General features: G+C 64.0%; 25 protein-coding genes. 7 read left to right on the top strand and 18 right to left on the bottom strand.

What is annotated here, in order from left to right; genetic code table 11:
- Positions 1-117: 117 nt before the first annotated feature.
- The 10 genes from AX703_RS01370 to AX703_RS01325 all read right to left on the bottom strand — a co-directional run bounded on the left by AX703_RS01370 (position 118) and on the right by AX703_RS01325 (position 7,112).
- Complete coding sequence (locus AX703_RS01370) at positions 118-786, bottom strand: NAD(P)H-dependent oxidoreductase subunit E (protein ID WP_062342109.1); 669 nt, start codon at positions 784-786, stop codon at positions 118-120.
- Complete coding sequence (locus AX703_RS01365; RefSeq protein ID WP_062342107.1) at positions 779-976, bottom strand: hypothetical protein; 198 nt, start codon at positions 974-976, stop codon at positions 779-781. The genes AX703_RS01370 and AX703_RS01365 overlap by 8 nt, the downstream gene beginning before the upstream one ends.
- On the bottom strand, positions 973-1,323 hold the full coding sequence (locus tag AX703_RS01360; RefSeq protein WP_062342105.1) for a nuclear transport factor 2 family protein: 351 nt from the start codon (positions 1,321-1,323) through the stop codon (positions 973-975). Before AX703_RS01360 ends, AX703_RS01365 begins: the two co-directional genes overlap by 4 nt.
- Complete coding sequence (locus AX703_RS01355; protein WP_062342103.1) at positions 1,323-1,586, bottom strand: hypothetical protein; 264 nt, start codon at positions 1,584-1,586, stop codon at positions 1,323-1,325. The genes AX703_RS01360 and AX703_RS01355 overlap by 1 nt, the downstream gene beginning before the upstream one ends.
- Positions 1,583-2,794 carry an NADH-quinone oxidoreductase subunit D gene (locus tag AX703_RS01350; protein ID WP_062342101.1) on the bottom strand — a complete coding sequence of 404 codons (1,212 nt, stop codon included), beginning with the start codon at positions 2,792-2,794 and terminating at the stop codon, positions 1,583-1,585. The genes AX703_RS01355 and AX703_RS01350 overlap by 4 nt, the downstream gene beginning before the upstream one ends.
- Positions 2,791-3,768 carry an NADH-quinone oxidoreductase subunit C gene (locus AX703_RS01345; RefSeq protein ID WP_062342099.1) on the bottom strand — a complete coding sequence of 326 codons (978 nt, stop codon included), beginning with the start codon at positions 3,766-3,768 and terminating at the stop codon, positions 2,791-2,793. Before AX703_RS01345 ends, AX703_RS01350 begins: the two co-directional genes overlap by 4 nt.
- A gap of 13 nt (positions 3,769-3,781) precedes the next feature.
- Positions 3,782-4,336: an NADH-quinone oxidoreductase subunit B family protein gene (locus AX703_RS01340; RefSeq protein ID WP_039331362.1), complete on the bottom strand. Its 555-nt coding sequence runs from the start codon at positions 4,334-4,336 to the stop codon at positions 3,782-3,784.
- On the bottom strand, positions 4,333-4,707 hold the full coding sequence (locus AX703_RS01335) for an NADH-quinone oxidoreductase subunit A (RefSeq protein WP_039331365.1): 375 nt from the start codon (positions 4,705-4,707) through the stop codon (positions 4,333-4,335). The genes AX703_RS01340 and AX703_RS01335 overlap by 4 nt, the downstream gene beginning before the upstream one ends.
- Before the next feature lie 161 nt (positions 4,708-4,868).
- The gene (locus AX703_RS01330) at positions 4,869-6,302 is read right to left on the bottom strand and encodes a coniferyl aldehyde dehydrogenase (RefSeq protein WP_082734340.1); all 1,434 of its coding nucleotides are present in this window, start codon (positions 6,300-6,302) and stop codon (positions 4,869-4,871) included.
- Between the two features lie 24 nt (positions 6,303-6,326).
- Entirely contained in the window at positions 6,327-7,112 is a 786-nt protein-coding gene (locus AX703_RS01325; protein WP_062342097.1) for an A24 family peptidase, read from the bottom strand.
- 127 nt (positions 7,113-7,239) lie between these two features.
- Between AX703_RS01325 and AX703_RS01320 the strand changes: the two genes are divergently transcribed.
- A complete protein-coding gene (locus tag AX703_RS01320) occupies positions 7,240-8,436 on the top strand; it encodes an acetyl-CoA C-acyltransferase (protein ID WP_062342095.1) in 1,197 nt (398 codons plus the stop codon).
- 86 nt (positions 8,437-8,522) lie between these two features.
- Here AX703_RS01320 and AX703_RS01315 read toward each other — a convergent pair whose 3' ends face one another.
- Positions 8,523-9,011: an SH3 domain-containing protein gene (locus AX703_RS01315; protein ID WP_082734339.1), complete on the bottom strand. Its 489-nt coding sequence runs from the start codon at positions 9,009-9,011 to the stop codon at positions 8,523-8,525.
- A 115-nt stretch (positions 9,012-9,126) separates the two neighbouring features.
- On the opposite strand from AX703_RS01315, the gene AX703_RS01310 reads away from it, so the two are divergent.
- The 5 genes from AX703_RS01310 to AX703_RS01290 all read left to right on the top strand — a co-directional run bounded on the left by AX703_RS01310 (position 9,127) and on the right by AX703_RS01290 (position 13,566).
- Positions 9,127-10,146 carry a D-glycerate dehydrogenase gene (locus AX703_RS01310; protein WP_062342093.1) on the top strand — a complete coding sequence of 340 codons (1,020 nt, stop codon included), beginning with the start codon at positions 9,127-9,129 and terminating at the stop codon, positions 10,144-10,146.
- Positions 10,147-10,296: 150 nt separating this feature from the next.
- Positions 10,297-11,607: an ammonium transporter gene (locus AX703_RS01305; protein ID WP_039331372.1), complete on the top strand. Its 1,311-nt coding sequence runs from the start codon at positions 10,297-10,299 to the stop codon at positions 11,605-11,607.
- Positions 11,608-11,680: 73 nt separating this feature from the next.
- Positions 11,681-12,223, top strand: coding sequence for a zinc/iron-chelating domain-containing protein (locus AX703_RS01300; protein ID WP_062342091.1), 543 nt, complete (start codon positions 11,681-11,683; stop codon positions 12,221-12,223).
- Positions 12,224-12,334: 111 nt separating this feature from the next.
- Positions 12,335-12,904: a YkgJ family cysteine cluster protein gene (locus AX703_RS01295; protein ID WP_062342090.1), complete on the top strand. Its 570-nt coding sequence runs from the start codon at positions 12,335-12,337 to the stop codon at positions 12,902-12,904.
- 113 nt (positions 12,905-13,017) lie between these two features.
- Entirely contained in the window at positions 13,018-13,566 is a 549-nt protein-coding gene (locus AX703_RS01290) for a YkgJ family cysteine cluster protein (RefSeq protein ID WP_062342088.1), read from the top strand.
- 50 nt (positions 13,567-13,616) lie between these two features.
- Here AX703_RS01290 and AX703_RS01285 read toward each other — a convergent pair whose 3' ends face one another.
- From AX703_RS01285 to AX703_RS27720, 7 genes are all read right to left on the bottom strand, one after another.
- On the bottom strand, positions 13,617-15,026 hold the full coding sequence (locus tag AX703_RS01285; RefSeq protein WP_039331378.1) for a nitronate monooxygenase family protein: 1,410 nt from the start codon (positions 15,024-15,026) through the stop codon (positions 13,617-13,619).
- Positions 15,026-15,796: a methyltransferase domain-containing protein gene (locus tag AX703_RS01280; protein ID WP_039331380.1), complete on the bottom strand. Its 771-nt coding sequence runs from the start codon at positions 15,794-15,796 to the stop codon at positions 15,026-15,028. The genes AX703_RS01285 and AX703_RS01280 overlap by 1 nt, the downstream gene beginning before the upstream one ends.
- Entirely contained in the window at positions 15,796-16,923 is a 1,128-nt protein-coding gene (gene prfB, locus AX703_RS01275) for a peptide chain release factor 2 (protein WP_039331382.1), read from the bottom strand. The genes AX703_RS01280 and prfB overlap by 1 nt, the downstream gene beginning before the upstream one ends.
- Positions 16,924-17,033: 110 nt before the next feature.
- The gene (locus AX703_RS01270; protein WP_062342086.1) at positions 17,034-17,579 is read right to left on the bottom strand and encodes a peroxiredoxin; all 546 of its coding nucleotides are present in this window, start codon (positions 17,577-17,579) and stop codon (positions 17,034-17,036) included.
- A gap of 70 nt (positions 17,580-17,649) precedes the next feature.
- Positions 17,650-20,184, bottom strand: a complete 2,535-nt coding sequence (locus AX703_RS01265; protein WP_062342084.1) for a penicillin-binding protein 1A — start codon at positions 20,182-20,184, stop codon at positions 17,650-17,652.
- 62 nt (positions 20,185-20,246) lie between these two features.
- Entirely contained in the window at positions 20,247-21,137 is an 891-nt protein-coding gene (locus AX703_RS01260) for an N-acetylmuramoyl-L-alanine amidase (protein ID WP_231735301.1), read from the bottom strand.
- Positions 21,138-21,221: 84 nt separating this feature from the next.
- The gene (locus AX703_RS27720) at positions 21,222-21,752 is read right to left on the bottom strand and encodes a hypothetical protein (protein WP_197423576.1); all 531 of its coding nucleotides are present in this window, start codon (positions 21,750-21,752) and stop codon (positions 21,222-21,224) included.
- Here AX703_RS27720 and AX703_RS01255 point away from each other — a divergent pair.
- A complete protein-coding gene (locus tag AX703_RS01255; RefSeq protein ID WP_062342080.1) occupies positions 21,739-24,582 on the top strand; it encodes a ribonuclease E/G in 2,844 nt (947 codons plus the stop codon). The genes AX703_RS27720 and AX703_RS01255 overlap by 14 nt on opposite strands.
- Positions 24,583-24,687: the final 105 nt, after the last annotated feature.

Below are 24,687 nucleotides of genomic sequence, written 5' to 3'. Positions count from 1 at the left end.
CCTCTAATCGCAAAAATCCGCTCATCCTGAGCCTGTCGAAGGATGATGGCAAAACGCGACGGCAGCGGGCGGGCTTCGACAAGCTCAGCCTGAGCGGGGTTGGGGTGTTGGTTCATCCTACCACTCCCCTCGATAGTCGTGGTTGGCATCGACCATCGCCGTCAGGTTGCTCAAGGCACCTGCCGGTTCCACCGTATGACGGCCCGGCAGTTGCGTGCCGGTCTTCGGCTGCTTGCCTGCGGCCAGCTCGTCAAGGATGCGCTCCATGTCGGCGGCGGTGAGGTCTTCGTAGTTGTCGTCGTTGATCTGGACCATCGGAGCAGACGCACAGTTGCCCATGCACTCGACCTCGGTCAGCGTGAACAGGCCGTCAGGCGTCGTGTGGCCCTTCTTCAGGCCCTTGCCCTTGCAGGCGGCCATGATGTCGTCGGACCCGCGCAGCATGCACGGCGTGGTGCCGCAGACCTGCACGTGGAAGCGGCCGATCGGGGCGATGTTGTACATCGTGTAGAACGTCGCCACCTCGACCACGCGGATCACCGGCATGTCGAGGTACTTGGCCACGTATTCCATCACCGGGATCGGCAGCCAGCCTTGCGTGTTCAGCTCCGCCCCCACCTGGCGCTGCGCCAGATCGAGGAGCGGCATCACCGCCGAGCGCTGACGCCCCGCCGGATAGCGGCCGACGATGACCTTGGCCTGCTCGGCATTCTCGGGCGTCCACGCAAAGCCGCCCCAGCGGGCGCGCAGCTCGGGAGTGTCGGGTTCGATGAAGCGATCAGCCATTGCTCCGCCCCCGCTTGATCAGGATGTCCTGCGCATAGTGGAACAGCTCGAACCCGCCGATCGCGGCGATCAGCATCGGCAGCGTCTCGGTCGCCTGCGCGCCGAGGTACAGTTCGCCGAAGTACCACGCGGCGAGCGCGAGGCCCGTCAGCATAGCCCAGAGGCGCATGAGGTCAAACGTGGACTTCACCGGATAAACTCCACCCGAGAGCACTTTGCGCCCTCGAAAGAATAGACTGCGATCACATCGAACGGCTCGACCAGCGCCGAACCATCGGTCGCGGGACCGCGCGTCACATGCTCGCGCATCAGCACGTAGTTGCCGATGGCCTGAGCCTCGACAATCTCGGCATGGTTCTGCGGCCAGCGCGCAAACGCGGCGGCGAGGCCCGAGCGCGTGCCTTCCTTCCCCTCACGCACCACGTCCCCGCGATAGTTCGCCTCGCAGGCATCGTCGGTCATGTAGGAGACGTAAGTATCCACGTCCTGCGCGTTGTAGGCGGCGATCATCGCCTTCGCGGTTTCAAGGTTTGACATCAGAGCTGCCCCCTCAAGCGATGCTCTGCCCTCTGCATAAGCTCTTCCCAAGGATAAAAGCTTGGTCCAGTCCTGAGAACAATCCCAGCGGCTGCGGGAATAATCTCCACGGGGAAACGGTCGTCCGGGTAATCATTATCATCCATCGTCCGAACAATAATTTCACCGGGTCGGTCCGACCGAAGCCCCGCAACAACGTTGAATGTTTCGCCGCCAACAACCACGGGCTGTCGACAGAAAATCATCAGATCTTCGCCGCTCACCGGTCACACTCCCCGAACACCACGTCGATCGCGCCGAGGATGGCGGTGGCGTCGGGCAGCATGTGGCCCTTGCACATGAAGTCCATCGCCTGGAGGTGGCTGAACGCGGTCGGGCGGATCTTGCAGCGGTAGGGCTTGTTCGAACCGTCCGAGACCAGATAGACGCCGAATTCGCCCTTGGGGCTTTCGGTCGCCACATAGACTTCGCCCGCCGGAACGTGGAAGCCTTCGGTGTAGAGCTTGAAGTGATGGATCAGCGCTTCCATCGACTGCTTCATCTCGGCGCGCTTGGGCGGCACCACCTTGCGGTCTGTGCTGGCAATCGGGCCTTCGGGCATCTGCGCGATGCACTGGCGCATGATGCGGGCCGACTGGCGCACTTCCTCGACGCGGACCATGAAGCGGTCATAGCAGTCGCCGCTGGTGCCGACGGGAATGTCGAACTCCATGCGGTCATAGACGTCGTAGGGCTGGCTCTTGCGCAAGTCCCACGGAATGCCCGAACCACGGATCATCGGGCCGGAGAAGCCCCAGCGCAGCGCGTCTTCCTTGGAAACCATGGCGATGTCGACGTTGCGCTGCTTGAAGATGCGGTTGTCGACCACGAGGCTCATCGCGTCCTCGAACAGCGGGAACAGGCGGTCGTCAATCCAGTCCGCCATGTCGGTCAGCAGCTTGAGCGGCACGTCCTGGTGCACGCCGCCAGGGCGGAACCATGCCGAGTGCATGCGCGCTCCGCTAGCGCGCTCGAAGAAGTTGAGGCAGTCCTCGCGGATCTCGAACAGCCACAGGTTCGGCGTCATCGCGCCAACGTCCATGACATGGCTGCCGAGGTTAAGCATGTGGTTGCAGATTCGGGTCAGTTCCGCGAACAGCACGCGCAGGTACTGGGCGCGCAGCGGAACCTCGATGTTCAGCAGCTTTTCGACCGCGAGCACATAGGAGTGCTCCATGGCCAGCGGCGAGCAGTAGTCGAGCCGGTCGAAGTAGGGCAGCGCCTGCAGGTAGGTCTTGTGCTCGATCAGCTTCTCGGTGCCGCGATGGAGCAGGCCGACGTGCGGGTCGATGCGTTCGATGATCTCGCCGTCAAGCTCCATGACCATGCGCAGCACGCCGTGCGCCGCCGGGTGCTGGGGCCCGAAGTTGATCGTGTAGTTGGAAATGACCTCGTCGCCGGTGGTCGGCGACTGTTCGAGGCTCAGGCTCATGCGCCTTCTCCATCGGTCTTCTTCGCGCGCGTCCGCTTGGGCTTGTCGGCCGCTTCGGTCGCGCCCTCGGTATCGGCAGTCTTCGTTGCGCGCGGCTTCTTCGCCGGGCGAGCCTCGGTCGGCTCGGGCGCATCGGGAGCGTCAATTTCGGTCTTCACCGCAACCGGCTCGCCCTGGCCCTGACCCGCGACAGTGCCGCCGGTGGCCTTCGCATCAGAAACCGGCTTGGCCGCCTCGGCATTGGCCTTCTCGCCAGCGCCGGTGTCGGCAGGCTTGTCGGTCGTCTTGGGCACGTCGGCCTTCGGATCGCCCTTGGTGTCGGGCTTGGTCGCCACCGGAGCCGAAGCAGGCGGCGGGGTCGCAGCCTTCTCGTCACCCGGCAGCACATAGTCCGCGCCTTCCCATGGGCTCATGAAGTCGAACTGGCGAAGATCCTGCGCCAGCTGCACCGGCTCATAGACCACGCGCTTGTCTTCTTCCGAATAGCGCAGCTCGACATAGCCGGTCAGCGGGAAGTCCTTGCGGAACGGGTGTCCCTGGAAGCCATAGTCGGTGAGGATGCGGCGCAGGTCCGAATTGCCCGAAAACAGCACGCCGAACATGTCGTAGACTTCGCGCTCGTACCAGCCGGCGTTCGGCCACAGCGTCGTCACGGTCGGCACCGGCGTCGCCTCGTCGGTCGAGACCTTGACGATCACGCGGTGGTTCTTCGTCACCGAGAGCAGGCAGTAGCAGACGTCGAAGCGCTCGGCCCGCTGCGGATAGTCGACGCCTGCGATGTCCATCAGCTGCTGGTATTCGTGCTCGTCACGCAATCGGCGCAGCGCATCCTCGACGCTGTCACGCGCGACGGTGAGCAGGATTTCGCCATGCTCCTCGTCAGCCGAAACCAGCATCGCGCCCAGTGCAGCCGCCAGCGCATCCTTCACGCCCTCGTTCGAGAACCAGCGCGGCGCGGAGTGGAGAACGGTCATTGTTCCTTGCTCCTCAGCGCTCGATCGTGCCGGCGCGGCGGATCTTCCGCTGCAACTGCATCACGCCATAGAGCAGCGCTTCGGCAGTTGGCGGGCAGCCGGGCACGTAGATGTCCACCGGCACGATGCGATCGCAGCCGCGCACTACCGAATAGCTGTAGTGATAGTAGCCGCCGCCATTGGCGCACGAACCCATCGAGATCACGTACTTGGGGTCCGACATCTGGTCATAGACCTTGCGCAGTGCCGGGGCCATCTTGTTGCACAGCGTGCCGGCCACGATCATCACGTCCGACTGGCGCGGCGAGGCGCGCGGGGCAACGCCAAAGCGTTCCATGTCATAGCGGGGCATGTTGACGTGGATCATCTCGACCGCGCAGCAGGCAAGGCCGAAGGTCATCCACCACAGCGAGCCGGTGCGGGCCCACTGGAACAGCTCTTCGGTGCTGGTGACGAGGAAGCCCTTGTCGTTCACCTCGGCATTGAGGCTGTCGAAAAACGCCTGGTCCGGCGCCGTAACGGCACCGGCATTGGCAGTAACGAGCGGGTTAGTGGCCATGTTGCTCATTCCCAGTCCAGCGCGCCCTTCTTCCAGGCATAGATGAAGCCGATCACCAGTTCGCCGAGGAAGACCATCATGGTCGTCCACCCGGCCCAACCGGTTTCCTTCAGGCTGACCGCCCACGGAAACAGGAACGCGGCTTCGAGATCGAAGATGATGAACAGGATCGCGACGAGATAGAACCGCACGTCGAACTGGCTGCGCGGGTCTTCGAACGCGGGGAAGCCGCATTCATACTCGCTGAGCTTTTCCGCGGTGGGATTGTGTGCGCCGGTCAGGCGCGACACGCCCATCGGCAGGAACACGAATGCGGAAGAAAGCGCCAAGGCGATCCCGAGAAAGATCAGGATCGGCAGGTATTGAGACAGATCGACCAAAGGGCTGACTCGCGAAGCTGCAGGTTCGCCTGCGCCCTAGTCCCGACCGCGCCTGTACGCAAGTGGGGTGCATTGCACTAAGGGCGGAATTGCCTGCCCTTTTCCCAGTGCAGCGTGATTGGGCGACGTACGGCCGCCGCCCTGCCATTCGTATGCCTTGCTTACTTCAGCTGCATCTTCAGCGTGCGCGCCGTGGCAGCACCGTATGGCGGCTTGAGGCCCGCGATCCTGGCGAGGTCGATCTTCGGTTGGCTGTAGACGGCACGGGCATGGCTGAACGAACGGAAGCCTTCCACGCCATGATAGCTCCCCATGCCGGAAGGCCCCACTCCGCCGAACGGCAAGTCGTCGGCCGAGACATGAAAAATAACATCATTGACGGTCACCCCGCCCGAGATCGTCCGGCTGAGCACTGCCTCACGCTCGACCCGATCCTCGCCAAAGTAATAGAGCCCCAGCGGTCGGTCGTGGGCATTGACGTAATCGATGGCTTCATCGATCCGCGAATAGGTCTTCACCGGCAGGACCGGCCCGAAGATCTCGTCCTGCATGACCTTCATGTCGTCACTGACGTTGCGCAGGATCGTCAGGGGCAGCTTGTAGCCGTTCGCCCCTTCGAAGTTCTCGTTGCCCGGATTTACGACAATCGCCTCGGCGCCCTTTGCCACGGCATCGTCGACCAGCCCCGCCAGTCGATCACGGTGACGCCGGTTGATCACAGAGGTGTAATCGTCGTTCGCCAGCAGCGTCGGATACATCCGCGCCACGCTCGCCTGCACCGCTCCGATGGCCTTGTGCTCCAGTTCCTCGGGCACCAGCATGTAGTCCGGCGCCAGGCAGATCTGGCCTGCGTTCATCATCTTGCCGAGCGCGATCCGCTCCGCCGCCTTGGCAACGTCGGCGCTGCGTCCGAGAATGGTGGGCGACTTGCCGCCCAGTTCCAGCGTCACCGGCACCAGATTGTCCGCCGCCGCGTGAAGCACGTGCTTGCCGATCGAGGTCGCCCCGGTGAACAGGAGGTGATCGAACGGCAGCGAGCAGAAGTCCTGTCCCGTCTGAGGCCCGCCCAGAATGACGGCCACCTCGTCATCCCCGAAGAACTTCGGAAACAACTCCGCCATGAGTTCCGAGGTCCGCTCGGTAAACTCGCTTGGCTTGAGCATCGCCCGGTTCCCCGCCGCAAAGGCCTGCGCCAGCGGCCCCATCGTCAACCCGACCGGGAAGTTCCACGGCGCGACGATGCCGATCACGCCCTTGGGCTCATAGCGCACCTCGGCCCGCGCCCCCAAAAGGTTCAACGGAAAGTTGACGTGGCGCTTCTCGGGCTTGCTCCATGCCTTCATCCGCTTCTGCGAATAGCGGATCAGGCTGATCGAGGGCATGATATCGGTCAGCATCGACTGCTCGTGGCTGCGGTGGCCGAAGTCGGCGCTCATCGCTCTGGCGAAATCCTCGCCATGGGCCAGCAGCATCCTGGCGCAGCGCTCCAGACGGTCGTTGCGCGTCGACAGAGGCTCGGGCCGGGCTGCCATAAAGGCCTCGCGCTGCTTGCCGAGCGCAGTCATCATTTCGTCGCGCGCCGTTTCCTTGAACATGTCGCCCCGCTCCCCGAATCGCTTTCAGCCCGGCCCCTGCAAAAGGAAGAGCAGCCATGCCGTAGCGGCAAGGCAGGTCCCCAGCGGCAGTGCCGTGTCAACGTCGATCTTACGATTGCTGACAAGCATGACAATAGCCGCTGCAATGCCGATGATGCTTGCACCAAGCATCGTCTCGACGACACCCAGCGGCCCCAGCCAGAGCCCGATCGCGCCGAGCAGCGGAGGATCGCCCGAGCCCATCCCCTCGCGCCCGCGAGCCTTGAGATAGAACCTCGCGATCAGCCACAGCAGAGCATAACCCAACACGCCCCCGGCAACGGCTATACCGATCACTCCTGCGTCATCGATCACTCTGGCGCGGGCGATTGACACAAGCAGCCCGCTTGCGGCCAGCCAGCCCACAAGCAACCGCGGCAACCACAAGTGTCGCAGATCGAGCAACGCCAGCAGCAGCAACTGCCACCCCAGCAGCATGGCGGCGAGCGCCAGGCCTTCACGCGCCAGCAACAGCGATGCCACGCCAATGGCGGCGCCGCCCAGTTCGCAGGCAAGCTGCCATCCGCCGATGCGCGCACCGCAGGAGCGGCACTTCCCCCATTGCATCATCCACGACAGAACAGGCACCAGTTCGACCACCGTCAGAGCCTTGCCGCACCCGTCGCAGGCGGACCGACCGGTCACGACCGAACGTCCCGAAGGCAAACGCTCCAGAGCAGCGCCTAGAAAACTCCCGACAATTGCGCCCAGAATGGCCGAACCGACCAGCGGAACGCCTGCAGGCAGGCTCGAAAATGCAGGACCCAGCATCTGTTCGACCAATGCCCCATTTGCGTTCGCTGCAGTGCAGCACTATGTACGCGGATGAACGCGGGAGCACACAAGCCCGCGCATCAGCGCCCAGACACAAGGGCCAAATGCAAAGGTCAGTCAAGACATGGCACAGTTCTCGTCAGCCGATCCCGTCGTCATCCTGTCCTATGCCCGCACCCCCATGGGCGCGATGCAGGGAGCCTTGGCAGATGTTTCTGCCACAGATCTCGGCGCCACCGCAGTCAAGGCCGCGGTCGAGCGCGCAGGCGTATCGCCCGATGGCATCGACCGCATTTACATGGGCTGCGTGCTTCCTGCAGGCCTCGGTCAGGCCCCTGCTCGCCAGGCGGCTATCAAGGCTGGCCTGCCCAAGTCGGTTCAGGCGACCACGGTCAACAAGGTTTGCGGCTCGGGCATGCAGACGATCATCATGGGCGCCGAAGCCCTCGCCTCGGGCAGTGTCGATGTCGTTGTTGCCGGCGGGATGGAATCGATGACCAACGCGCCGTACCTGCTCAAGAAGCACCGCTCGGGCGCGCGCATCGGCCATGACACCGCCTACGACCACATGTTCCTCGATGGCCTCGAAGATGCCTATGAAGCCGGCCGCGCCATGGGCACTTTCGCGCAGGACACCGCCAACGCCTATCAGCTGACCCGCGAACAGCAGGACACCTACACCGTCGAATCGCTGCGCCGCGCCCAGACTGCTGTTGCCGATGGCACCTTCAAGGACGAGATCGCCCCCGTCACCGTCAAGACGCGCGGCGGCGAAGTCACTGTCGACACCGACGAGGCACCCGGCAAGGGCCGCCCGGACAAGATTCCGTCGCTGAAGCCTGCCTTTGCCAAGGACGGCACGATCACCGCAGCCACGTCCTCGTCGATTTCAGACGGTGCCGCCGCTGTCGTGCTGGCCCGTGAAAGCACTGCCAAGGCGGCGGGCCTCGCCCCGGTCGCAAAGGTCGTCGCGCTTGCCGCCCACGCCCAGGAACCCAAGGACTTCACCACGGCCCCCGTCGGTGCGATCCAGAAGGTTCTCGACAAGGCCGGGTGGTCGATCGCCGATGTCGACCTGTTCGAAGTCAACGAAGCCTTCGCCTGCGTTGCCATGTTCGCGATGCACGACCTCGGCATCCCGCACGAAAAGATCAACGTCCATGGCGGCGCAACGGCGCTCGGCCATCCCATCGGTGCGTCGGGCACCCGCATCGTCACCACGCTGATCGCCGCCCTCAGGAAGCATGGCAAGACCAAGGGCGTTGCCAGCCTCTGCATCGGCGGCGGTGAAGCGACGGCCCTGGCCATCGAACTGGTCTGATCGGCAACAGTCCGGCACAACGCCCGGAACAACGAAAGACCCCGACCGCAAGGCCGGGGTCTTTTCGCATCAGGAACAAGGCAGCGTCAGGGCTTGCCCGCGCCCCACACGGTCGTCGCCTTGATATAGCCTTTGCGACCGTCAACGTCGAAGCTGCACCAGCCAGCCTTGCAATCGCCGATCTTGCCCATGACCCCCGGGGCGACGCGCCAGAGCAGACGCCCGGATCCGTCCTTGTTTTCGCGCAGGCCGGTGATGGCGCCCTTGACGATTCCGGTCTGGTCCCTGCTCAGGAATTGCGCGAGCATCCAGCCGCGCGCCCCATCGGGATCTTCGACCAGGCGCCACCCCCCCATCACGCGCAGCACTTTCATGGGTACGCCCTTGCGCGTGTAGGTCCAGTTTATCCGATATTCCCGACCCGGTCCCACGCGCATGTTCGCGGTGTCCTTGCGGGTCGATACCCAATACGGCACGCCGTCTTCTGCGTCCTGCGCAAGAGCCGTCGGCGCAAGCAGGGCCCAGGCGACTGATGCGATAACGGCAGCAGGGGCACGACTGTAGCGATTGATCATGTACCAGCCGTCGCAAAAATGACCGGCAAGAGCAACACCACAGCGTGCTCTGTCCACGATGGCGGGCCGTCACCATGCTTGACCGCTGCCCCACCCCGGGCCTAGCTTTGCATCCATGCCGAGTTCCGCCGACTATCGCCCGACCCGCCGCGTCGATGGCACCCCGCGCGTCGCCGTCACCCGCCGCCTGCTCCCGGAAACGGAAGCGCGGATGAACGAACTTTTCGACGTATCCCTGAATGCCGAAGACCGCGCCATGTCGCGCCATCAGCTTGTTGCGGCGATGCAATCGGCCCATGTCCTCGTCCCCACCGTAACGGATCGCATCGACGCGGCAATGATCGCCGAAGCGGGTCCGCAGCTCGGCCTGATCGCCAACTTCGGTGCGGGCACCGAACATATCGACCTTGCCGCCGCCCGAGCGCGCAAGATCATCGTCACGAACACGCCCGGCGTATTTACCGACGACACCGCGGACATGACGATCGCCCTGATCATCTCGGTCGCCCGCCGCTTGAACTATGGCGGCCGCACGCTGCGCGCCGGCAAGTGGGAAGGCTGGGCTCCTTCCACCATGCTTGGCCACCGGCTCGCCGGAAAGACGCTGGGCATCATCGGCATGGGGCGCATAGGCCAGGCCGTGGCGCATCGCGCCAGGGCCTTCGGCCTCAATGTCCTCTACAACAGCCGCCACCGTCTGCCCGAAGCGCTCGAGACGATGTTCGGCGCAAGTTTCGAGCCCGACCTCGACAGACTGGTCGCCGAGGCGGACATTCTGACGCTGCACTGCCCGGCAACGCCCGAAACGCATCACATGATCGACGCGCGACGCATCAGCCTGATGAAGCCGCACGCCTACATCGTGAACACGGCAAGAGGCCAGCTGATCGAGGAGGAGGCCCTCATCGCGGCGTTGGTCGATGGCCGCATCGGTGGTGCCGGCCTGGACGTGTTCGAACACGAACCGCAGGTCGATGCGCGTCTCCTGGCCCACCACAACGTCGCAATCCTGCCACACATGGGCAGCGCCACATTCGAGGGCCGCATCGCTTCGGGTGACAAGGTCATCGCCAACATCCGCTTCTGGGCAGATGGTCATCGCCCGCCAGACCAGGTGCTCGAGGGTCTCGTCTGACGACTTGCAATTGTCCGAAACTGGAACCGTTCGTCGCGTTTCGCACAACAAACGGTTGCTGGCGCGCTTGTGCGCTGCCGCAATGTTGCTCTAAAGCCCCGCGCGGAGACGATCTGGTGCAGCACCGCTGCGCGAGGGGGAGAGTCACGCATGCGTAAACTACTGGCGATGGCCTGCGCTGCAGGAGCAATCCTGCTGCCCGCATTGGCCCATGCCCAAGGCGCTGTCAGCGTCGAAGACGTTGCCGATACCGGCGACACCGCCTGGATTCTGGTTTCCTCGGCCTTCGTGCTGATGATGGCGATGCCGGGGCTTACACTGTTCTACGGAGGTCTCGTCCGCGCCAAGGGCTTCCTTGCCGTGCTCGTGCAAGTGGGTGCAATCGCGGCCGTCGCGTCTGTGCTTTGGGTGATGGTCGGCTATACTCTGGCCTTCGGCGACGTCTCGGGCGGATGGCTCGGCGCTGGCAACGCCTGGATGCTCCTGAACCTCGGCAACGTCCGCGCCAACACTGCCATTCCCGAAAGCGCCTTCGCCCTGTTCCAGATGTGCTTCGCACTCATCACGCCCGCGCTGATGGTCGGTGCCTGGGTCGATCGCGCGCGCTTCGGCTGGGTCGTCGCCTTCTCCGCACTGTGGAGCCTGCTGGTCTATGCACCGGTCGCACACTGGGTCTGGGGCGGCGGCTGGCTGGCAAGCCGCTTCGGCACGCTCGATTTCGCGGGCGGGATCGTGGTTCACACCACTGCCGGCGTATCGGCGCTGGTCGTCGCGATGCTGCTGGGCAAGCGCTCCGGCTTCCCCAAGACGTTGATGCTGCCGCACAGCCCTGCCCTCACCATGGCGGGGGCCGCCCTCCTCTGGGTCGGCTGGTTCGGCTTCAACGGGGGCTCGGCCCTCGCCGCCAATGACGATGCCGCCTCGGCCATCATCAACACGCATCTCGCAGCCTGCGTCGCGGCGCTGGTCTGGATCGGCATCGAAAAGCTCAGCGTCGGCAAGGCCACCTCTGTCGGCTTTGCCACCGGCGCCATCGCCGGCCTCGCCACCGTGACGCCTGCCGCCGGGTTCATTGCCCCCGGTTCGTCCATGCTGTTCGGCGTGGTGGCTGCGGCTGTCTGCTATCCCATGATCCAGCTGGTCAAGCAGCGGCTCGAGATCGACGATTCGCTCGATGTCTTCGCCGTGCACGGCGTTGGCGGAATGATCGGGTCCCTGCTGCTGGCCGTGTTCATCTCGCCATCCTTCGGCGGCACCGGCTTTGCCGAGGGCATGACACTCGGCCGCCAGGTCGTCGCCCAGGTTGCCGGCGTCGGGATCGTGGCGATATGGAGCGGCATAGCGACCGTCGTCTGTTCGCTCATGGTTTCGATGGTCATCCCCATGCGCGTCAGCGAAGACGAGGAGCGCGAGGGGCTCGACATCACCAGCCATGGCGAACGCGCCTGGGAATTCGATTGATCGGTCGCTGGCAAGGCGTGGCTTGCCCAAGTCGCGCCTTGCAGCGGCCAAAGCCCGGCCATAGTCTGCTGCCATGACCGCAACCGAGGCCAAAGCCCCGTCCCTCCTCGAACAGGATCTGTGCACAGGCTGCGCAGCCTGCTGCGACGGCACGATTTTCACATACGTCGAAGTCAGCCGCGACGAGGAGCAGGCGCTTGGCGATCGTTTCGCGATGCAATCGCGCGAAACCGATGCGATCTTCTTCCAGCCTTGTCCGCATTCGGTCTGCCAGAGCTGCCAGATCTATCCGATCCGCCCCGAAACCTGCCGGAAGTTCCGTTGCAAGACGCTGAAAGCCTTGCGCGCCGACGAGATCGAGAGTGCCGAGGCGTTCCGCCGCGTGGACGAAATGTTGAGGGCGCGCGAACAGTTGCAACCATTCCTGATCGCAGGCGAGACCCTCAACGCTGCACGTGACCGCCGCGGACAGCTCGCCGCCAGCGCCGAGCGCACCGCATCAGAAACGGCTTTCGTGCTCAAGCTGACCGCGTTCGACCTCCTCCTGGACCGCTATTTTCGCGATCCCCGCAAGGCGATGTTCCGTCAAGAGCCTTCCGGACAGCAGGCCGCGTAACCTCCACGACCCAACACCGCCTTCCTTTAGTTATGATCGGCACCCTGTAGAATTTTCTGTGATTCCATGACCTTCGATAAGTAGCGAGCCTGCGCTGCCGTCAGTATCATCATGCCGATGCCCGATGCTGACGACCTTTCCACGGCAAGCAGGCTTTGCCTGGCCTGCGGTCTGTGCTGCGATGGTACAGTGTTCGGCTTTGCCCACATCGAGGAAGAAGAGGTCGAGGACACGGCAGGGATCGGCCTGCAGACCATACGCACGACCAATGACGAGCCGGCATTTCTGCTTGGCTGCCACTATCTCGATGGTACGGCCTGCACCCGATACCGGGATTGGCGGCCGTCGGTCTGTGGCGATTACTTCTGCCAGGTCCAGAAGCGCGTAGGCAAGCAAGAGCTGGCCGAGGATGAAGCTTTCAGCATCATTGCTCGCGCCCGGCAGATGACTGAGGAAATCAAGGCCTTGCTGCCACCGGGGGTGCCAATCTCGCAGGCGCGCAGGCTCTTCAAGGATCTCGCAGCGAAGCGCCCGGATATCGCGCCCGATGAAGCCACCTTCGTCGTCAAGATGTTCGTGCTGGAACGCTTCCTCGATAGCGCGTTCAGAGGAGCGAAGCGTGCTCATCTGCGCAGTGCGGCACAACCGGCACTCTCCCGGCAAGACGCGGGCGCAGCTTAGCGAACCTCGGTCGCGGCCTTGCCTAAAGTTATTCGGGCTTGGTGACTAATTTCCCCGCCATGCTTGCCTTCCGACAAATGGCGGCGCGCCGATGTCAAATATATGCTCGCCGGATGTCGGCACTCGCACCTGATCTCACGCTGGAAAGCAGGCTTTGCCTGGCATGCGGCCTGTGTTGTGACGGCACGCTCTACGAAGATGCCAAGATCCGCGAAGACGAAGTCCGCGATGTCGAAAGCATCGGTCTGACGACATCGCGCAACGCGCAAGGCCATCCCACTTTCGTATTTGCCTGCCGATATCTCGATGGTGCCTGTTGCGCCCGCTATGAACAATGGCGCCCATCGGTCTGTTCAAAATTCTTCTGCAGGGTCCAGCAAAGGGCGCGCGCAGGGGAATTGACCGAGGAACAGGCCATGGAAAAGATCGCAGCTGCTCGCCAACTCGTCACCGAGGTCAAGGCTACGCTGCCTGCAGGCATGCCGATAGTCGAAGCGCGTCACCATTTCACGCGCATCGCGGCGAAGAAGCCCGATCTTTCGCCCGTGGAAGCCCGCTTCGCGGTCAAGATGTTCGTGCTCGAACGATTTCTCGATCTCGAATTCCGCAAGCCAGACAAGGGTCATCTGCCAGCCGAACGCAGGTCCAGCATTCCGGCCTGAACGGAGCGTCGCGCCGGCAAAGCGCGGGACGCTCCGTTGGCCGGCAAGTGTCAGTCCCCGGTCAGGATCCGGTCGACGAGCTGCTTCACCGTCGGGGTGAAGTTGTTCGAATAGAACGGATCCTGCTTGAAGCGATAGGCCGCGTGGCCTGCGAACATCAGGTTCTTGTCGATGTCGCCGCCGTGCGCGATGTCCTGCAAGGTCTTCTGGATGCAGAAGCTGCGCGGGTCAGCGAGGCGCCCGGTGGTGTAATCGTCATGGTCTTTCCATGAAGAGAACCCGCAGTGCGACAGGCAACCCATGCAGTCTTTCTGATCCTGCTGGATCTCGTCACGCTCTTCCGGCGTCACGAACACCATGGTGTCGTCCGGCGTGCGCAACGCGTGCACAAACCCCGCGCCATGCCATTCACGCGCCCGGGCCAGATCGTTCGGCGTCACCCAGAAGTTCTTGCCCCGCACACCAACGTCCAGCTGCGCGGTATGCTCACCGGCCTCGACGCGCGAGTACGGGATCTGCCGCTCGGAACGTGCTTCCAGGGCGCGCAGGAAAGGATTGCGCACGGCCGAGGAATAGAAGCCCGTGGGCGAGAAGCGGTGCAGCAGTACGTCGCCCGGCTCAAGCGTGCGCAAGTGATCCTTCCACCCCTGCGGGATCGGACTTTCCTCGGTCAGCAACGGGCGCGTGCCAAACTGGAAGGCAATCGCGCCCAGTTCCGGATTGTCGATCCAGTCGTTCCACTCGCGCAGGAACCACACGCCACCTGCCATAACGATCGGCACGTCATCCGAGACACCCTCGGCGCGCATCACGTCGCGCAGTGCCTTGACGCGGGGATAGGGATCTTCCGGCTTCCTGGGATCTTCCGCGTTGGAAAGACCGTTGTGCCCACCCGCCAGCCACGGATCTTCGTACACCACCGCCGCCAGCAGGTGCGAGACCTTGTGATAGGCCCGCTTCCAAAGCGCACGAAATGCACGGCCTGAGGACACGATCGGCAGATAGTTCACGTTGAACCGCGCCGCGATCTCGGAAAGCTTGTAGGGCATGCCCGCCCCGCAGGTCACGCCCGTCACCAGCCCGCGGGTCTTTTCCAGCACGCCTTCGAGCACGGCTTGCGCGCCGCCCATTTCCCACAGCACGTTGATGTTGATCGCGCCCTTGCCACCGGCAATGTCATAGGCACGCCTGACCTGTTCGACCGCGCCATCGATGGCGTACTTGATCAGTTCCTCGTGGCGTTCCTTGCGCGTGAGGGCATTATAAACCTGTGGAATGATCTTGCCTTCGGCATCGTAGCTGTCGGCATTGACCGCGCTCACCGTGCCGATCCCCCCGGCAGCGGCCCACGCGCCCGAGCTCATGTGATTGGTCGCCGCAACACCCTTGCCGCCCTCGACCAGCGGCCAAACCTCGCGGCCACCATAGAGAATCGGCTTCAACCCCTTGAACGCAGACATCAATTTCCTTTCAACGCGCTTGTCGCGCTCGCACCCTTGGCCGTCTTCAGACGGCACGGCTTTATCTCGCCCGGTTCGGGACGGCTCTTCGCCGCGACGAACTGGGCATAATACCCCGCAATCTCTGGTTTACGGTGAAATTCATCCAAGCGAAAGCCCACGGCTTCCAGTTCGCAGATCAGCAACGCCGGAGGAATGCCGTGCCGGTCGGTCGAACGATCGAGATCGACCACCACGATCTTACCCCCCGCCTTCAATGAAGGCCACATCCGCCACAGGAACGCATAAGGCTCAGTCACTTCGTGATACATATGGATCATCAGCACGCGGTCGAAGCTGCGTTCGGGCAAGCGCGGATCGTCCACGCCGCCTGGCTTGATCGAGACGTTGTCCAGCCGGTCATGTTCGACACGTGACCCAAGCCGCCGCAAGGCGTCGCCATCGATGTCCTGCGCCAGCACGCGCCCCTTGCTGCCGACCCGCTCGGCAAGGCGTACGGTGTAGTAACCTTCGCCCGCCCCGATGTCGGCAACGCTCATGCCCGGCTGTATCCCGGCCAGGTTCATCACCATGTCCGCCTCGCCCAGGCGGTCACGTTCCTGCTCGTTGGAAAAAGCGTTGCTGACCACGCCGGAAACGGGGCGGTCAGCGGTAGGAAACTCACGCGACGTTTCAGGACGCTTGTCGTCCACCTGCGGCTTGCACGCAGCAATGGCCAGCGACGCCAACACGGCGAGTGCGACTGAACGATGGGCCGAAGCCCGCCGCATCAGTCGTCATCCTCCACGGTCACCTTCTCGCCCGTCACCTTCTGCGAAAGTGCGGCAGCCATGAACGGGTCAAGCGCGCCATCGAGAACTTCGGTCGGGTTGGTGGAGACCACCCCGGTCCGCAGGTCCTTCACTTGCTGATAAGGCTGCAGCACGTAGGACCGGATCTGGTGTCCCCAGCCGATCTCGGTCTTGGCGGCATATTCGCCGCTCGCCGCGGCCTCGCGCTTGGCCAGTTCTGCTTCGTAGATACGCGCCTTCAGCATGCCCATCGCGGTTGCGCGGTTCTTGTGCTGGCTGCGGTCGTTCTGGCTGGCAACGATGATCCCGGTCGGAATGTGCGTGATGCGCACCGCCGAATCGGTGGTGTTGACGTGCTGCCCGCCCGCACCCGAAGCGCGATAGGTATCGATCTTCAGGTCCGCCGGGTTGATCTCGACCTCGATGTTGTCGTCGATCTCGGGATAGACCCAGACCGAGCTGAACGAGGTGTGCCGCCGCGCCGAACTGTCATAGGGGCTGATGCGAACCAGACGGTGCACGCCGCTCTCGGTCTTGGCATAACCATAGGCGTTCTCGCCCTTGATCAGCAGGGTGGCAGACTTGATGCCTGCGGCTTCGCCCGCGTGATAATCGACCAAATCGACCTTGTAGCCATGGCGCTCCGCCCAGCGCGTATACATGCGCTGCAGCATTTCCGCCCAGTCCTGGCTTTCTGTCCCGCCGGCGCCGGCATGGACTTCAAGGAAGCAGTTGTTGGCGTCAGCCTCCCCGGCAAGCAGGGCCTGCACCTTGTCGTTGTCGGCGCGGTCGGCCAGCGCGGCCAGCGTGGCAAGGCCTTCGTTCACCGTGGCCTCGTCGCCTTCCATTTCGCCAAGCTCGATGAATTCTATCGCATCGGCCATTTCCTGACCGATCTCGTTCACCGTCCCGATCGAGGCCTCGAGCCGCCTGCGCTCGCGCATCACCTCTTCGGCCTTCTTGGGATCATCCCACAGCTTCGGGTCCTCGACGCGGGCGTTCAGCTCGTCGAGACGGCGCACGGCGCGATCCCAGTCGAGGAACTTGCGCACCAGCGCCAGCGCGGCATTGATGCGGTCGATATGGGCCTGCCCTTCGGCACGCATGGGGCTGAACTCCGGTCAATTCGAAACAAGAACGAACTGCGCCGCTTAGCGAAGCGGGCAGGCATGTAAAGCCCAAGCGTGAAATGCCGAGTGCGTAATGGGGCGCGCGTTCAGCCCTTGAGCTTGCGCACCGCAGCAAGCGTCATCTTCACGTGGTCGCGATAGTCCATGTCAGAATGAACCATCACGATCTTGCCGTTGCGGGCGATGACATAGCTGGTGCGCTTGGTCAGTCCGGTCGAGGAACCATCAGGCTTGCGCAGGTCCACATCATAGGCCTTGATCAGCGCGGGGCTGGCGCTGGCTACAGCGAACTTGTCGCGGCAGGCCTCGGTCGAGAACTTCTGCAGCGTCGCCACGTCGTCGTTCGACATGCCGATGACCGTCGCGCCCGCCGCCTTGAACTGCGCGGTCGCTTCGGCAAAGGCGTGCGCTTCCAGCGTGCACCCTTGCGTGAACGCCTTGGGGTAGAAGTACAGCACCACCGGTCCCTTCTTCAGCGCCTGATGCAGCTTGAACGAGAACGGCTTGCCAGCCAGCGCCCCTTGCGCTGCGAAATCCGGCGCTCTCGCACCGGTCGGCAGCTCGGCAAGGGCCGGAGCGGAAACGGAAACGGCGAAGGCTGCGGCGGCAGCAAAGAGGGTGCGGATCGTCATGCGGGGACGCTAACAGACCTCACCCCTCATCGCCAATGCCTTTCGGGGCAGCTCTCCGCTCTTCGGCTGATCAGTAGATTCCGCCCCGCTCCTCCAGGAAGTCCTGCTCCACCGGCGCCTCCTCGGCGCCGCCTTCCGGAATGCCGCGCGCGGCACGCGCTCTGCGCAATGCGTCAATCACCGCCTGCTTGGCACTGACTTCACCTTCGCGGGCCGTGCGGCGGGGTTCGGTGTCCGGCTTGAAGGCTTCCCAGATGACCGACGCCTTCGCCACGTCGTTCTCGGGCGTCCCACCGAACACGCGCTTGCCTGAAACGCGGTCGATCTTGACCATTCGCACGCCCTCGGGAACTGCGAAGGGAATGTCCTTCCAGCGCGCCCGGGTCTCCTGTACCAGCTGCTTGAAGACCGGCGCCGCGATGCGCCCCCCCTGTGCGTATCCGCCAAGGCTGCGCGGCTGGTCGTAACCGATATAGACGCCCGCGATGATGTCCGGCGAGCCCCCCACGAACCACACGTTGGTCGGGCCGGAGGTCGTCCCGGTCTTGCCGAACAGCGGCAGGTTGAGATCGCACAACGTCACCGCCGTGCCGCGCACCACCACGCCTTCAAGCATGTGGACCACCTGATAGGCCGTGCGCGCGTCCATGACCTGCTTGCCGGTCGGCTTGAAGCGCGGCATCGGCTTGCCGTCCCACTGCGCCATGGAGCAGTTGTCGCAGCGGCGGTTGTCGGCGCGCCAGATCACCTTGCCGTTGCGGTCCTGCACGTAGTCGATCAGGCTCGGGTTGTGCTGACGCCCCTGGTTGGCCAGCGCCGCGTAGGCGTTGACCATCTTGAGCACCGTAGTGTCCCCGGCGCCAAGCGCCATTGAAAGGTAAGGCTCGTACTCGCCGATCCCGACGTTCTTGATCGTGCGCACCACCTTGTCCATGCCCACGTCGTTGGCCACCCGCACCGTCATCAGGTTGCGCGATTGCTCGAGCCCCCAGCGCATGGTGTGACTGCCCGATCCGCCTTCGTTGCCGAAGTTGCGGAAGCATTTCTCGCCCAGTGCCGCGCCCTGATAGACGCAGAAGGTCCCGTCGACGACCATCGAGGCCGGCGTCATCCCGTTGTCCAGCGCCGTGGCATAGACGAACGGCTTGATCGTCGAGCCCGGCTGGCGGTTGGCCTGCGTCGCGCGGTTGAACGAGCCCAGCCGCGCGTCGAACCCGCCCTGCATCGCCAGCACGCGGCCGTTCTGCGGGTCCTCGACCACCATGCCGCCCGAAACCTCGGGTACCGTGCGCACGGCGTAGGTCGAGCCATTGACCGGCGCCACCGCCGTCACGTCACCCGGCTTGATGCTGTCCGGCAGCCCGATCAGACTGGCAGTCTGTCCATCCGAAAAACCCACCTTGCCCGAAGAGCCGCTGCGCGAAAGCAGCACGCCGATCCGCCAGTTCTGGTAGTTGATCGAGATGTTGCTGGTGATCAGCTCGGTCTGCCAGCGATCGTTATCCACATCCAGCCGTGCGATTGGCCCATGCCAGGCGCGACCACCGGAGTAGCGCAGCAGAGCCGCCCGCAGCGAATTCTGCGCCGCGGTCTGCAACTGCGTATCGAGCGAAGTGCGCACCCACAGCCCCCCGGCATAGACGCTGTGCGGGCCGTCCTCGGCCTTCTCGCCGAATTTCTCGATCAGCTGGCGGCGCACTTCTTCCAGGAAGTAGCCCGCATCGGCCGTGTAGTTCTCCGCCCGACGCGGCTTGAGGCCCAGCGGCATGGCCTGCGCGGCGGCGGCTTGTTGCGGCGTCGCCCAGCCGTTCTTGACCATCTGGTCGAGCACCCAGTTGCGACGCTCGATCGCCATGCTTTCATACTGCGCGCGCCCATAGCGTTCCGGGGCCTTGGGCAGGATCGCAAGGAACGCGGCCTCATGCAGCTGCAGGTCACCCACGTCCTTGTCAAAGTAGGCGCGCGCTGCAGCCTGCACGCCGAAGCTCTGCCGTCCCAGCGGAATCTCGTTGAGATAAAGCTCAAGGATCTGCTGCTTGTTCAGCACGCCCTCGATCCTGCGCGCGAGGACCATTTCCTTGAGCTTGCGCGTGATCGAATACTCGTCGCCGATCAGGATGTTCTTGGCCACCTGCTGGGTGATCGTCGATCCGCCGCGCGCACGTTCGCCCGAGCCGTACTTGGTCACATAGTCGACCACCGCCCCGGCAAAGCCGAGGTAGTCGATCCCGCCATGGCTCCAGAAGGTCTTGTCCTCGGCCGAAAGGAACGCATTGATCATCGGCTCGGGGAAATCGACGAAACGCAGCTGCACGCGGCGTTCGCGGGCATAGCTGGAAACGATTTCGCCATCATTGCCCCGCACCATCGTCGGCAAGGGCGGCTGGTAGGTGAGCAGCGTGTCAGCCGAAGGCATCGTGCGGATCACCGCCACCCACAGCACGAACCAGCCTACCAGAATCGCGCCAATGGCGTAGTTCAGGAAGCGGAAGCGGCGGCTCTCGCCCCACTTTGTGCGATACCACCGGGAAAGGTTACCCCACCGTGCACGACCTTCGTCGCGGATGAGCTTGAACCGGGATTGCTGGGACGTCTCTTCGGCCATGTTGCAGGGCCTCTAGCACGCCCGCGCCGTGGCAAGCCAGAGCGAACCTGCAGCCAATGCACTCAGGGCATCGCACTATTCGGCGAAGCGCCAACCTGCCCCTCGGCAAGGAAAATCTCGATCGCCCGCGCCACCGATCCGGAAAACGCGCGCCGCCACGCCGGATCGCGCATCTTCTGCGCATCGTCCACGTTGCTAATATAGCCTGCTTCGATCAGGGCAGAAGGCAAGTCCAGCGACTTCAGAACAACAAAAGCCGCTTCGCGCTGCGGCGTCTGGTGAAAGCGTACCGTCTCCTGCCCTTCCCGGACGACCAGTTGCCCGAACCGCAACGACCGTTCCCGCATTTCTCGCCGGGCCAGATCGACAAGGATCGAGGACACTTGCGCCCCCTGCCCTTCAAGGTTCACGCCATTGACAGTGTCGGCCTTGTTCTCCCGCGCCGCCAGCGCTTCGGCAACACCGTCCGACGCCTTGCCGGAAAGCGTGTAGACCGTCGCACCTTGCGCGAGGTCATTCTGCGCAGCGTCGGCATGGACCGATATGAACAAGTCTGCCGCAAGGCGGTGCGCAATGTCGGCACGCTCTTCCAGCACCAGAAACCGGTCCGAGTTCCGGGTCATCGCCACCCGTACCTTGCCATCGGCCAGCAGCGCATCGCGCAGGGATTGCGCCAGCAACAGGGTCAGGTCCTTTTCGCGCTCCCCCGCCGAACCGCTCGCACCGGGATCGTGGCCGCCATGCCCGGCGTCGATAACCACCAGTGGCCGGCTGACATCGGCCGGCCCTTCGACCGGCGGAAGCCCGACACGCCCACTGCTTGGCGGCATCTCCAGCCGCAGCACGGATCGCGGTTCGATTTCGGCAAGGCCCGATGAAAATGCCGCCCACATCAGTGCCGCCGCCGCAACCGGCGCGGCAAAGACCGCGATCAGGACCCCCTTGTTCTCCATCTGAACCGGTCTATGCCCCGCCCCACCCCTGCCGGTCCAGACCCAAAACGTTGGCATGGTTAACGGGCCGTTCCCGGCATTGTTTTAATTGCCGGTTTGCAATTGGGGTGCTAGCACCCATCTACCGGGGCAAGCCAGCACCGGCGCATCCACGCCGAAACCGCCGGAAAGCGCACATCTTGCGCCGCGGTGGGCGAGGGAAAGCCCGCTGGTGAAGATCCCGCCAACGTGGAGAGAAAGAAGCGCAAGCGCCCTCCTCCACGCCACAAGGTTGATGCCGTGATGATGAGCCGCGTTTCGTTCCTGCCTAGCTGCCCCACCGGGGCGGTCGCGGCTTGGACGCTTGCCGGCACGCGCACTTCGCCGCGAGTTGTCTTCACAGCAGACACAAACCAACCGCCGCCGGGCGGCGAGCGACAGGGCAAGGCAGTCGATACGCTGCGCGCCGCAACGCTCCGATCCGGCAAACCCGCATTCGCGAATGGTATTCGCAACGGAGTGATCCGTGCAATTGCCGTTCGTGCATCCCAAACGAACCGCGCCAGAAACGCATTGGTAGCCCCAGAGGCAATCCAGCGGCAGCGCGGCTGGAGTATTTGTAATGACCACGCGCATGCTGATCGATGCGCGCCACCAGGAAGAAACCCGGGTGGCGGTGCTGAAGGGCAATCGGATTGAAGAATTCGACTTTGAATCTGCTGATCACAAGCAGATCAAGGGCAATATCTACCTCGCCAAGGTAACCCGTGTAGAACCCTCGCTTCAGGCGGCGTTCGTCGATTTCGGCGGCAATCGCCACGGTTTCCTGGCGTTCAGCGAAATCCACCCTGATTACTACCAGATCCCCAAGGAGGATCGCGAGGCCCTGCTGGCGGAAGAAGCCGCACACGCCGAAGAAGAAGCCGCCCTGCGTGCCGCTGAAGACGCGGAAGACGAAGACTACGCCGATGGCGAAGGGTACGATTCTGATGAAGGCGTGACCGAAGTCGACACGTCCGAAAAGGACCAGGTCGCCACCATCGAAGGCGGCGTCGTCGAGAACGGTTTCGACCACGAAGGTGAAGAGGGCGACGAAGGCGAGGAAACCTCGCAAGCTTCGGACGAAGGCGAAGAGGGTGACAGCAACCGCCGTCGCGGCCGTCAGGGCCGTCGCCGTCAGGGCGGTCGTTCGCAGGGCAAGGAAGCCGACGAACTGCGCGCCAAGCGCATGGCGCTGCGCCGTCGCTACAAGATCCAGGACGTGATCCAGCGCCGCCAGGTCCTGCTCGTCCAGGTCGTCAAGGAAGAGCGCGGCAACAAGGGCGCCGCCCTCACTACCTACCTCAGCCTCGCCGGCCGCTACTGCGTGCTCATGCCGAACAGCAGCCATGGCGGTGGCATCAGCCGCAAGATCAGCTCCTCGGCCGATCGCAAGCGCTTGAAGACGATCATCTCCGAAATGGAACTGCCGCGCTCGATGTCCTGCATCGTCCGCACGGCCGGCCTCCAGCGCACCAAGCCCGAAATCAAGCGCGACTTCGACTACCTCGCCCGCCTGTGGGACGAGATCCGCGAACGCACCATGAAGTCGGTCGCGCCCGCCCTGATCCATTCGGATTCCGACCTGATCAAGCGCGCCATACGCGACATCTACAATCGCGAGATCGAGGAAGTCGTGGTCGAGGGCGAGCATGGCTATCGCGCCGCCAAGGACTTCATGAAGCTCCTGATGCCGAGCCACGCCAAGCGCGTGAAGGCCTATGCCGATCCGGTGCCGCTGTTCCAGCGCTATGGGGCCGAAGACCAGCTCACCGCGATGTACGACCCGGTCGTGCAGCTCAAGTCTGGCGGCTACCTCGTCATCAACCCGACCGAGGCCCTGGTCTCGATCGACATCAACTCGGGCCGCTCCACCAAGGAGCACGGCATCGAGCAGACCGCGGTTGCCACCAACCTCGAAGCCGCGCGCGAAATTGCCCGCCAGCTCCGCCTGCGCGACATGGCCGGCCTCGTCGTGATCGACTTCATCGACATGGAATACGGATCGAACATCCGTAAAGTCGAAAAGGCGATGAAGGACGCGCTCAAGAACGATCGCGCCCGTATCCAGGTCGGTCGCATTTCCGGCTTCGGCCTGATGGAAATGAGCCGCCAGCGCCTGCGCACCGGCGTGCTCGAGGCCACCACCCGCGCCTGCCCGCACTGCGACGGCTCGGGCCTCGTCCGCACCGCTTCGTCGGCCGGCCTGTCCGCGCTGCGCCTGATCGAAGACGAAGCCGCCAAGGGCAAGGGCAACGTCGTCACGCTCTACGCCAGCCAAGAAGCCGCAATCTACGTCCTCAACGCCAAGCGCGGCGATCTGGCCGAGATCGAGGAGCGCTACGGCGTCACCGTCGAAGTGATCCCCGAAGGTGAGAACGAAGGCGCCAAGATGCGCGTCGCCTCGCGCGGGCCCAAGCCTGAATTCGTCCCCCGCTTCGAACCGATCATCGAGCCCGAAGAGGACGATCTGGTCGAAGAGGACTTCGACGACGAGGAAGAAACCGAAGAGCAGCCCCGTCAGCAGCGCTCGCGCGACGGTGACGAGGGTGACCGCGAGAGTCGCCGCAAGCGCCGCAAGCGCCGCCGTGGCCGCAACCGTGATCGCCGCGATGAGAACGGCGAGACCGAAAGCTCAGCCGAAGAAGGTGACGAGGCCGAAGGCGAAGAAGCTGAAGGCAGCGAAGCCGAAGGCACCGAAGGCGCTCACACCGACGAAGGCGATGACGGCAACGACCGTGGTCCGCGCAAGCGCCGCCGTCGCGGTCGTCGTCGGCGCGGTGGCCGTGAGAACGGCGAAGGCGCTGGCGAACACGCTGAAGGCGATCAGGGCGAAGTTGGTGCCGAGCAGGGTGAACCTGCCGAAGCCTCGGCAGAGCCCGCCCCGACCGAACCCGTCGTCGCCGAACCGGTCGTCGCCGAACCGGTCGTCGCCGAACCGGTCGCAGCCGAAGCGCCTTCTCCGGTCGAGGCCGAAGCCGCTCCTGTTGCAGAAGCAGCACCGGCCAAGCCCAAGCGGACGCGCAAGAAGAAGGCTGATGTCGCAGGTGAAGCCGAGGCTGCCCCTGTAGCCGAGGAAGCTCCGGTTTCTGCCCCTGCAGTCGAGGAAGCTGCGCCTGCGCCGGCCAAGCCCAAGCGCACCCGCAAGAAGAAGGTGGAAGCCGCTCCTGAAGCGCCTGCACCTGAAACCGAAGCTGCGCCCGTCGAAGCTGCGCCAGTAGAAGCTCCTGCGTCCGAAGCTGAAGCCCCGGCGGAAAAGCCCAAGCGCACGCGCCGCAAGAAGGCCGATGCCGTGGCTTCCGAAGCTGCTCCGGCAGAAACGGTCAGCGCAGAAGCGCCGGTCACCGAAGACGTCGCGGCAGAAGCAGAAGCCGGCGAACAGTCTGCACCCCGTCGCGGCTGGTGGCAGCGCACCTTCGGCGCCTGACCACAGGCTCCGGCCCCAGACAGAAAGGCCCCGCCAGCAATGGCGGGGCCTTTTGCTATCCGCTCAGCACCCATGCTGCTCTGGTTGACCGGCGCTGTCGGCCCC

It is taken from the genome of Novosphingobium sp. CCH12-A3 (assembly GCF_001556015.1).
GTDB lineage: Bacteria > Pseudomonadota > Alphaproteobacteria > Sphingomonadales > Sphingomonadaceae > Novosphingobium > Novosphingobium subterraneum.
This window is presented reverse-complemented; position numbering and strand designations above follow the sequence as displayed.

What these genes read in the sequence shown, in the direction of transcription:
- AX703_RS01290 (WP_062342088.1), top strand. Translation starts at nt 13,018, where the DNA reads ATGTCGGCACTCGCACCTGATCTCACGCTGGAAAGCAGGCTTTGCCTG.
- AX703_RS01310 (WP_062342093.1), top strand. Translation starts at nt 9,127, where the DNA reads ATGCCGAGTTCCGCCGACTATCGCCCGACCCGCCGCGTCGATGGCACC.
- AX703_RS01255 (WP_062342080.1), top strand. Translation starts at nt 21,739, where the DNA reads ATGACCACGCGCATGCTGATCGATGCGCGCCACCAGGAAGAAACCCGG.
- AX703_RS01285 (WP_039331378.1), bottom strand. Translation starts at nt 15,026, where the DNA reads ATGTCTGCGTTCAAGGGGTTGAAGCCGATTCTCTATGGTGGCCGCGAG.
- AX703_RS01325 (WP_062342097.1), bottom strand. Translation starts at nt 7,112, where the DNA reads ATGCTGGGTCCTGCATTTTCGAGCCTGCCTGCAGGCGTTCCGCTGGTC.
- AX703_RS01300 (WP_062342091.1), top strand. Translation starts at nt 11,681, where the DNA reads ATGACCGCAACCGAGGCCAAAGCCCCGTCCCTCCTCGAACAGGATCTG.
- AX703_RS27720 (WP_197423576.1), bottom strand. Translation starts at nt 21,752, where the DNA reads ATGCGCGTGGTCATTACAAATACTCCAGCCGCGCTGCCGCTGGATTGC.
- AX703_RS01270 (WP_062342086.1), bottom strand. Translation starts at nt 17,579, where the DNA reads ATGACGATCCGCACCCTCTTTGCTGCCGCCGCAGCCTTCGCCGTTTCC.
- AX703_RS01295 (WP_062342090.1), top strand. Translation starts at nt 12,335, where the DNA reads ATGCCGATGCCCGATGCTGACGACCTTTCCACGGCAAGCAGGCTTTGC.
- AX703_RS01280 (WP_039331380.1), bottom strand. Translation starts at nt 15,796, where the DNA reads ATGCGGCGGGCTTCGGCCCATCGTTCAGTCGCACTCGCCGTGTTGGCG.
- prfB (WP_039331382.1), bottom strand. Translation starts at nt 16,923, where the DNA reads ATGCGTGCCGAAGGGCAGGCCCATATCGACCGCATCAATGCCGCGCTG.
- AX703_RS01370 (WP_062342109.1), bottom strand. Translation starts at nt 786, where the DNA reads ATGGCTGATCGCTTCATCGAACCCGACACTCCCGAGCTGCGCGCCCGC.
- AX703_RS01340 (WP_039331362.1), bottom strand. Translation starts at nt 4,336, where the DNA reads ATGAGCAACATGGCCACTAACCCGCTCGTTACTGCCAATGCCGGTGCC.
- AX703_RS01350 (WP_062342101.1), bottom strand. Translation starts at nt 2,794, where the DNA reads ATGAGCCTGAGCCTCGAACAGTCGCCGACCACCGGCGACGAGGTCATT.
- AX703_RS01260 (WP_231735301.1), bottom strand. Translation starts at nt 21,137, where the DNA reads ATGGAGAACAAGGGGGTCCTGATCGCGGTCTTTGCCGCGCCGGTTGCG.
- AX703_RS01265 (WP_062342084.1), bottom strand. Translation starts at nt 20,184, where the DNA reads ATGGCCGAAGAGACGTCCCAGCAATCCCGGTTCAAGCTCATCCGCGAC.
- AX703_RS01360 (WP_062342105.1), bottom strand. Translation starts at nt 1,323, where the DNA reads ATGTCAAACCTTGAAACCGCGAAGGCGATGATCGCCGCCTACAACGCG.
- AX703_RS01320 (WP_062342095.1), top strand. Translation starts at nt 7,240, where the DNA reads ATGGCACAGTTCTCGTCAGCCGATCCCGTCGTCATCCTGTCCTATGCC.
- AX703_RS01305 (WP_039331372.1), top strand. Translation starts at nt 10,297, where the DNA reads ATGCGTAAACTACTGGCGATGGCCTGCGCTGCAGGAGCAATCCTGCTG.
- AX703_RS01345 (WP_062342099.1), bottom strand. Translation starts at nt 3,768, where the DNA reads ATGACCGTTCTCCACTCCGCGCCGCGCTGGTTCTCGAACGAGGGCGTG.
- AX703_RS01315 (WP_082734339.1), bottom strand. Translation starts at nt 9,011, where the DNA reads ATGATCAATCGCTACAGTCGTGCCCCTGCTGCCGTTATCGCATCAGTC.
- AX703_RS01330 (WP_082734340.1), bottom strand. Translation starts at nt 6,302, where the DNA reads ATGTTCAAGGAAACGGCGCGCGACGAAATGATGACTGCGCTCGGCAAG.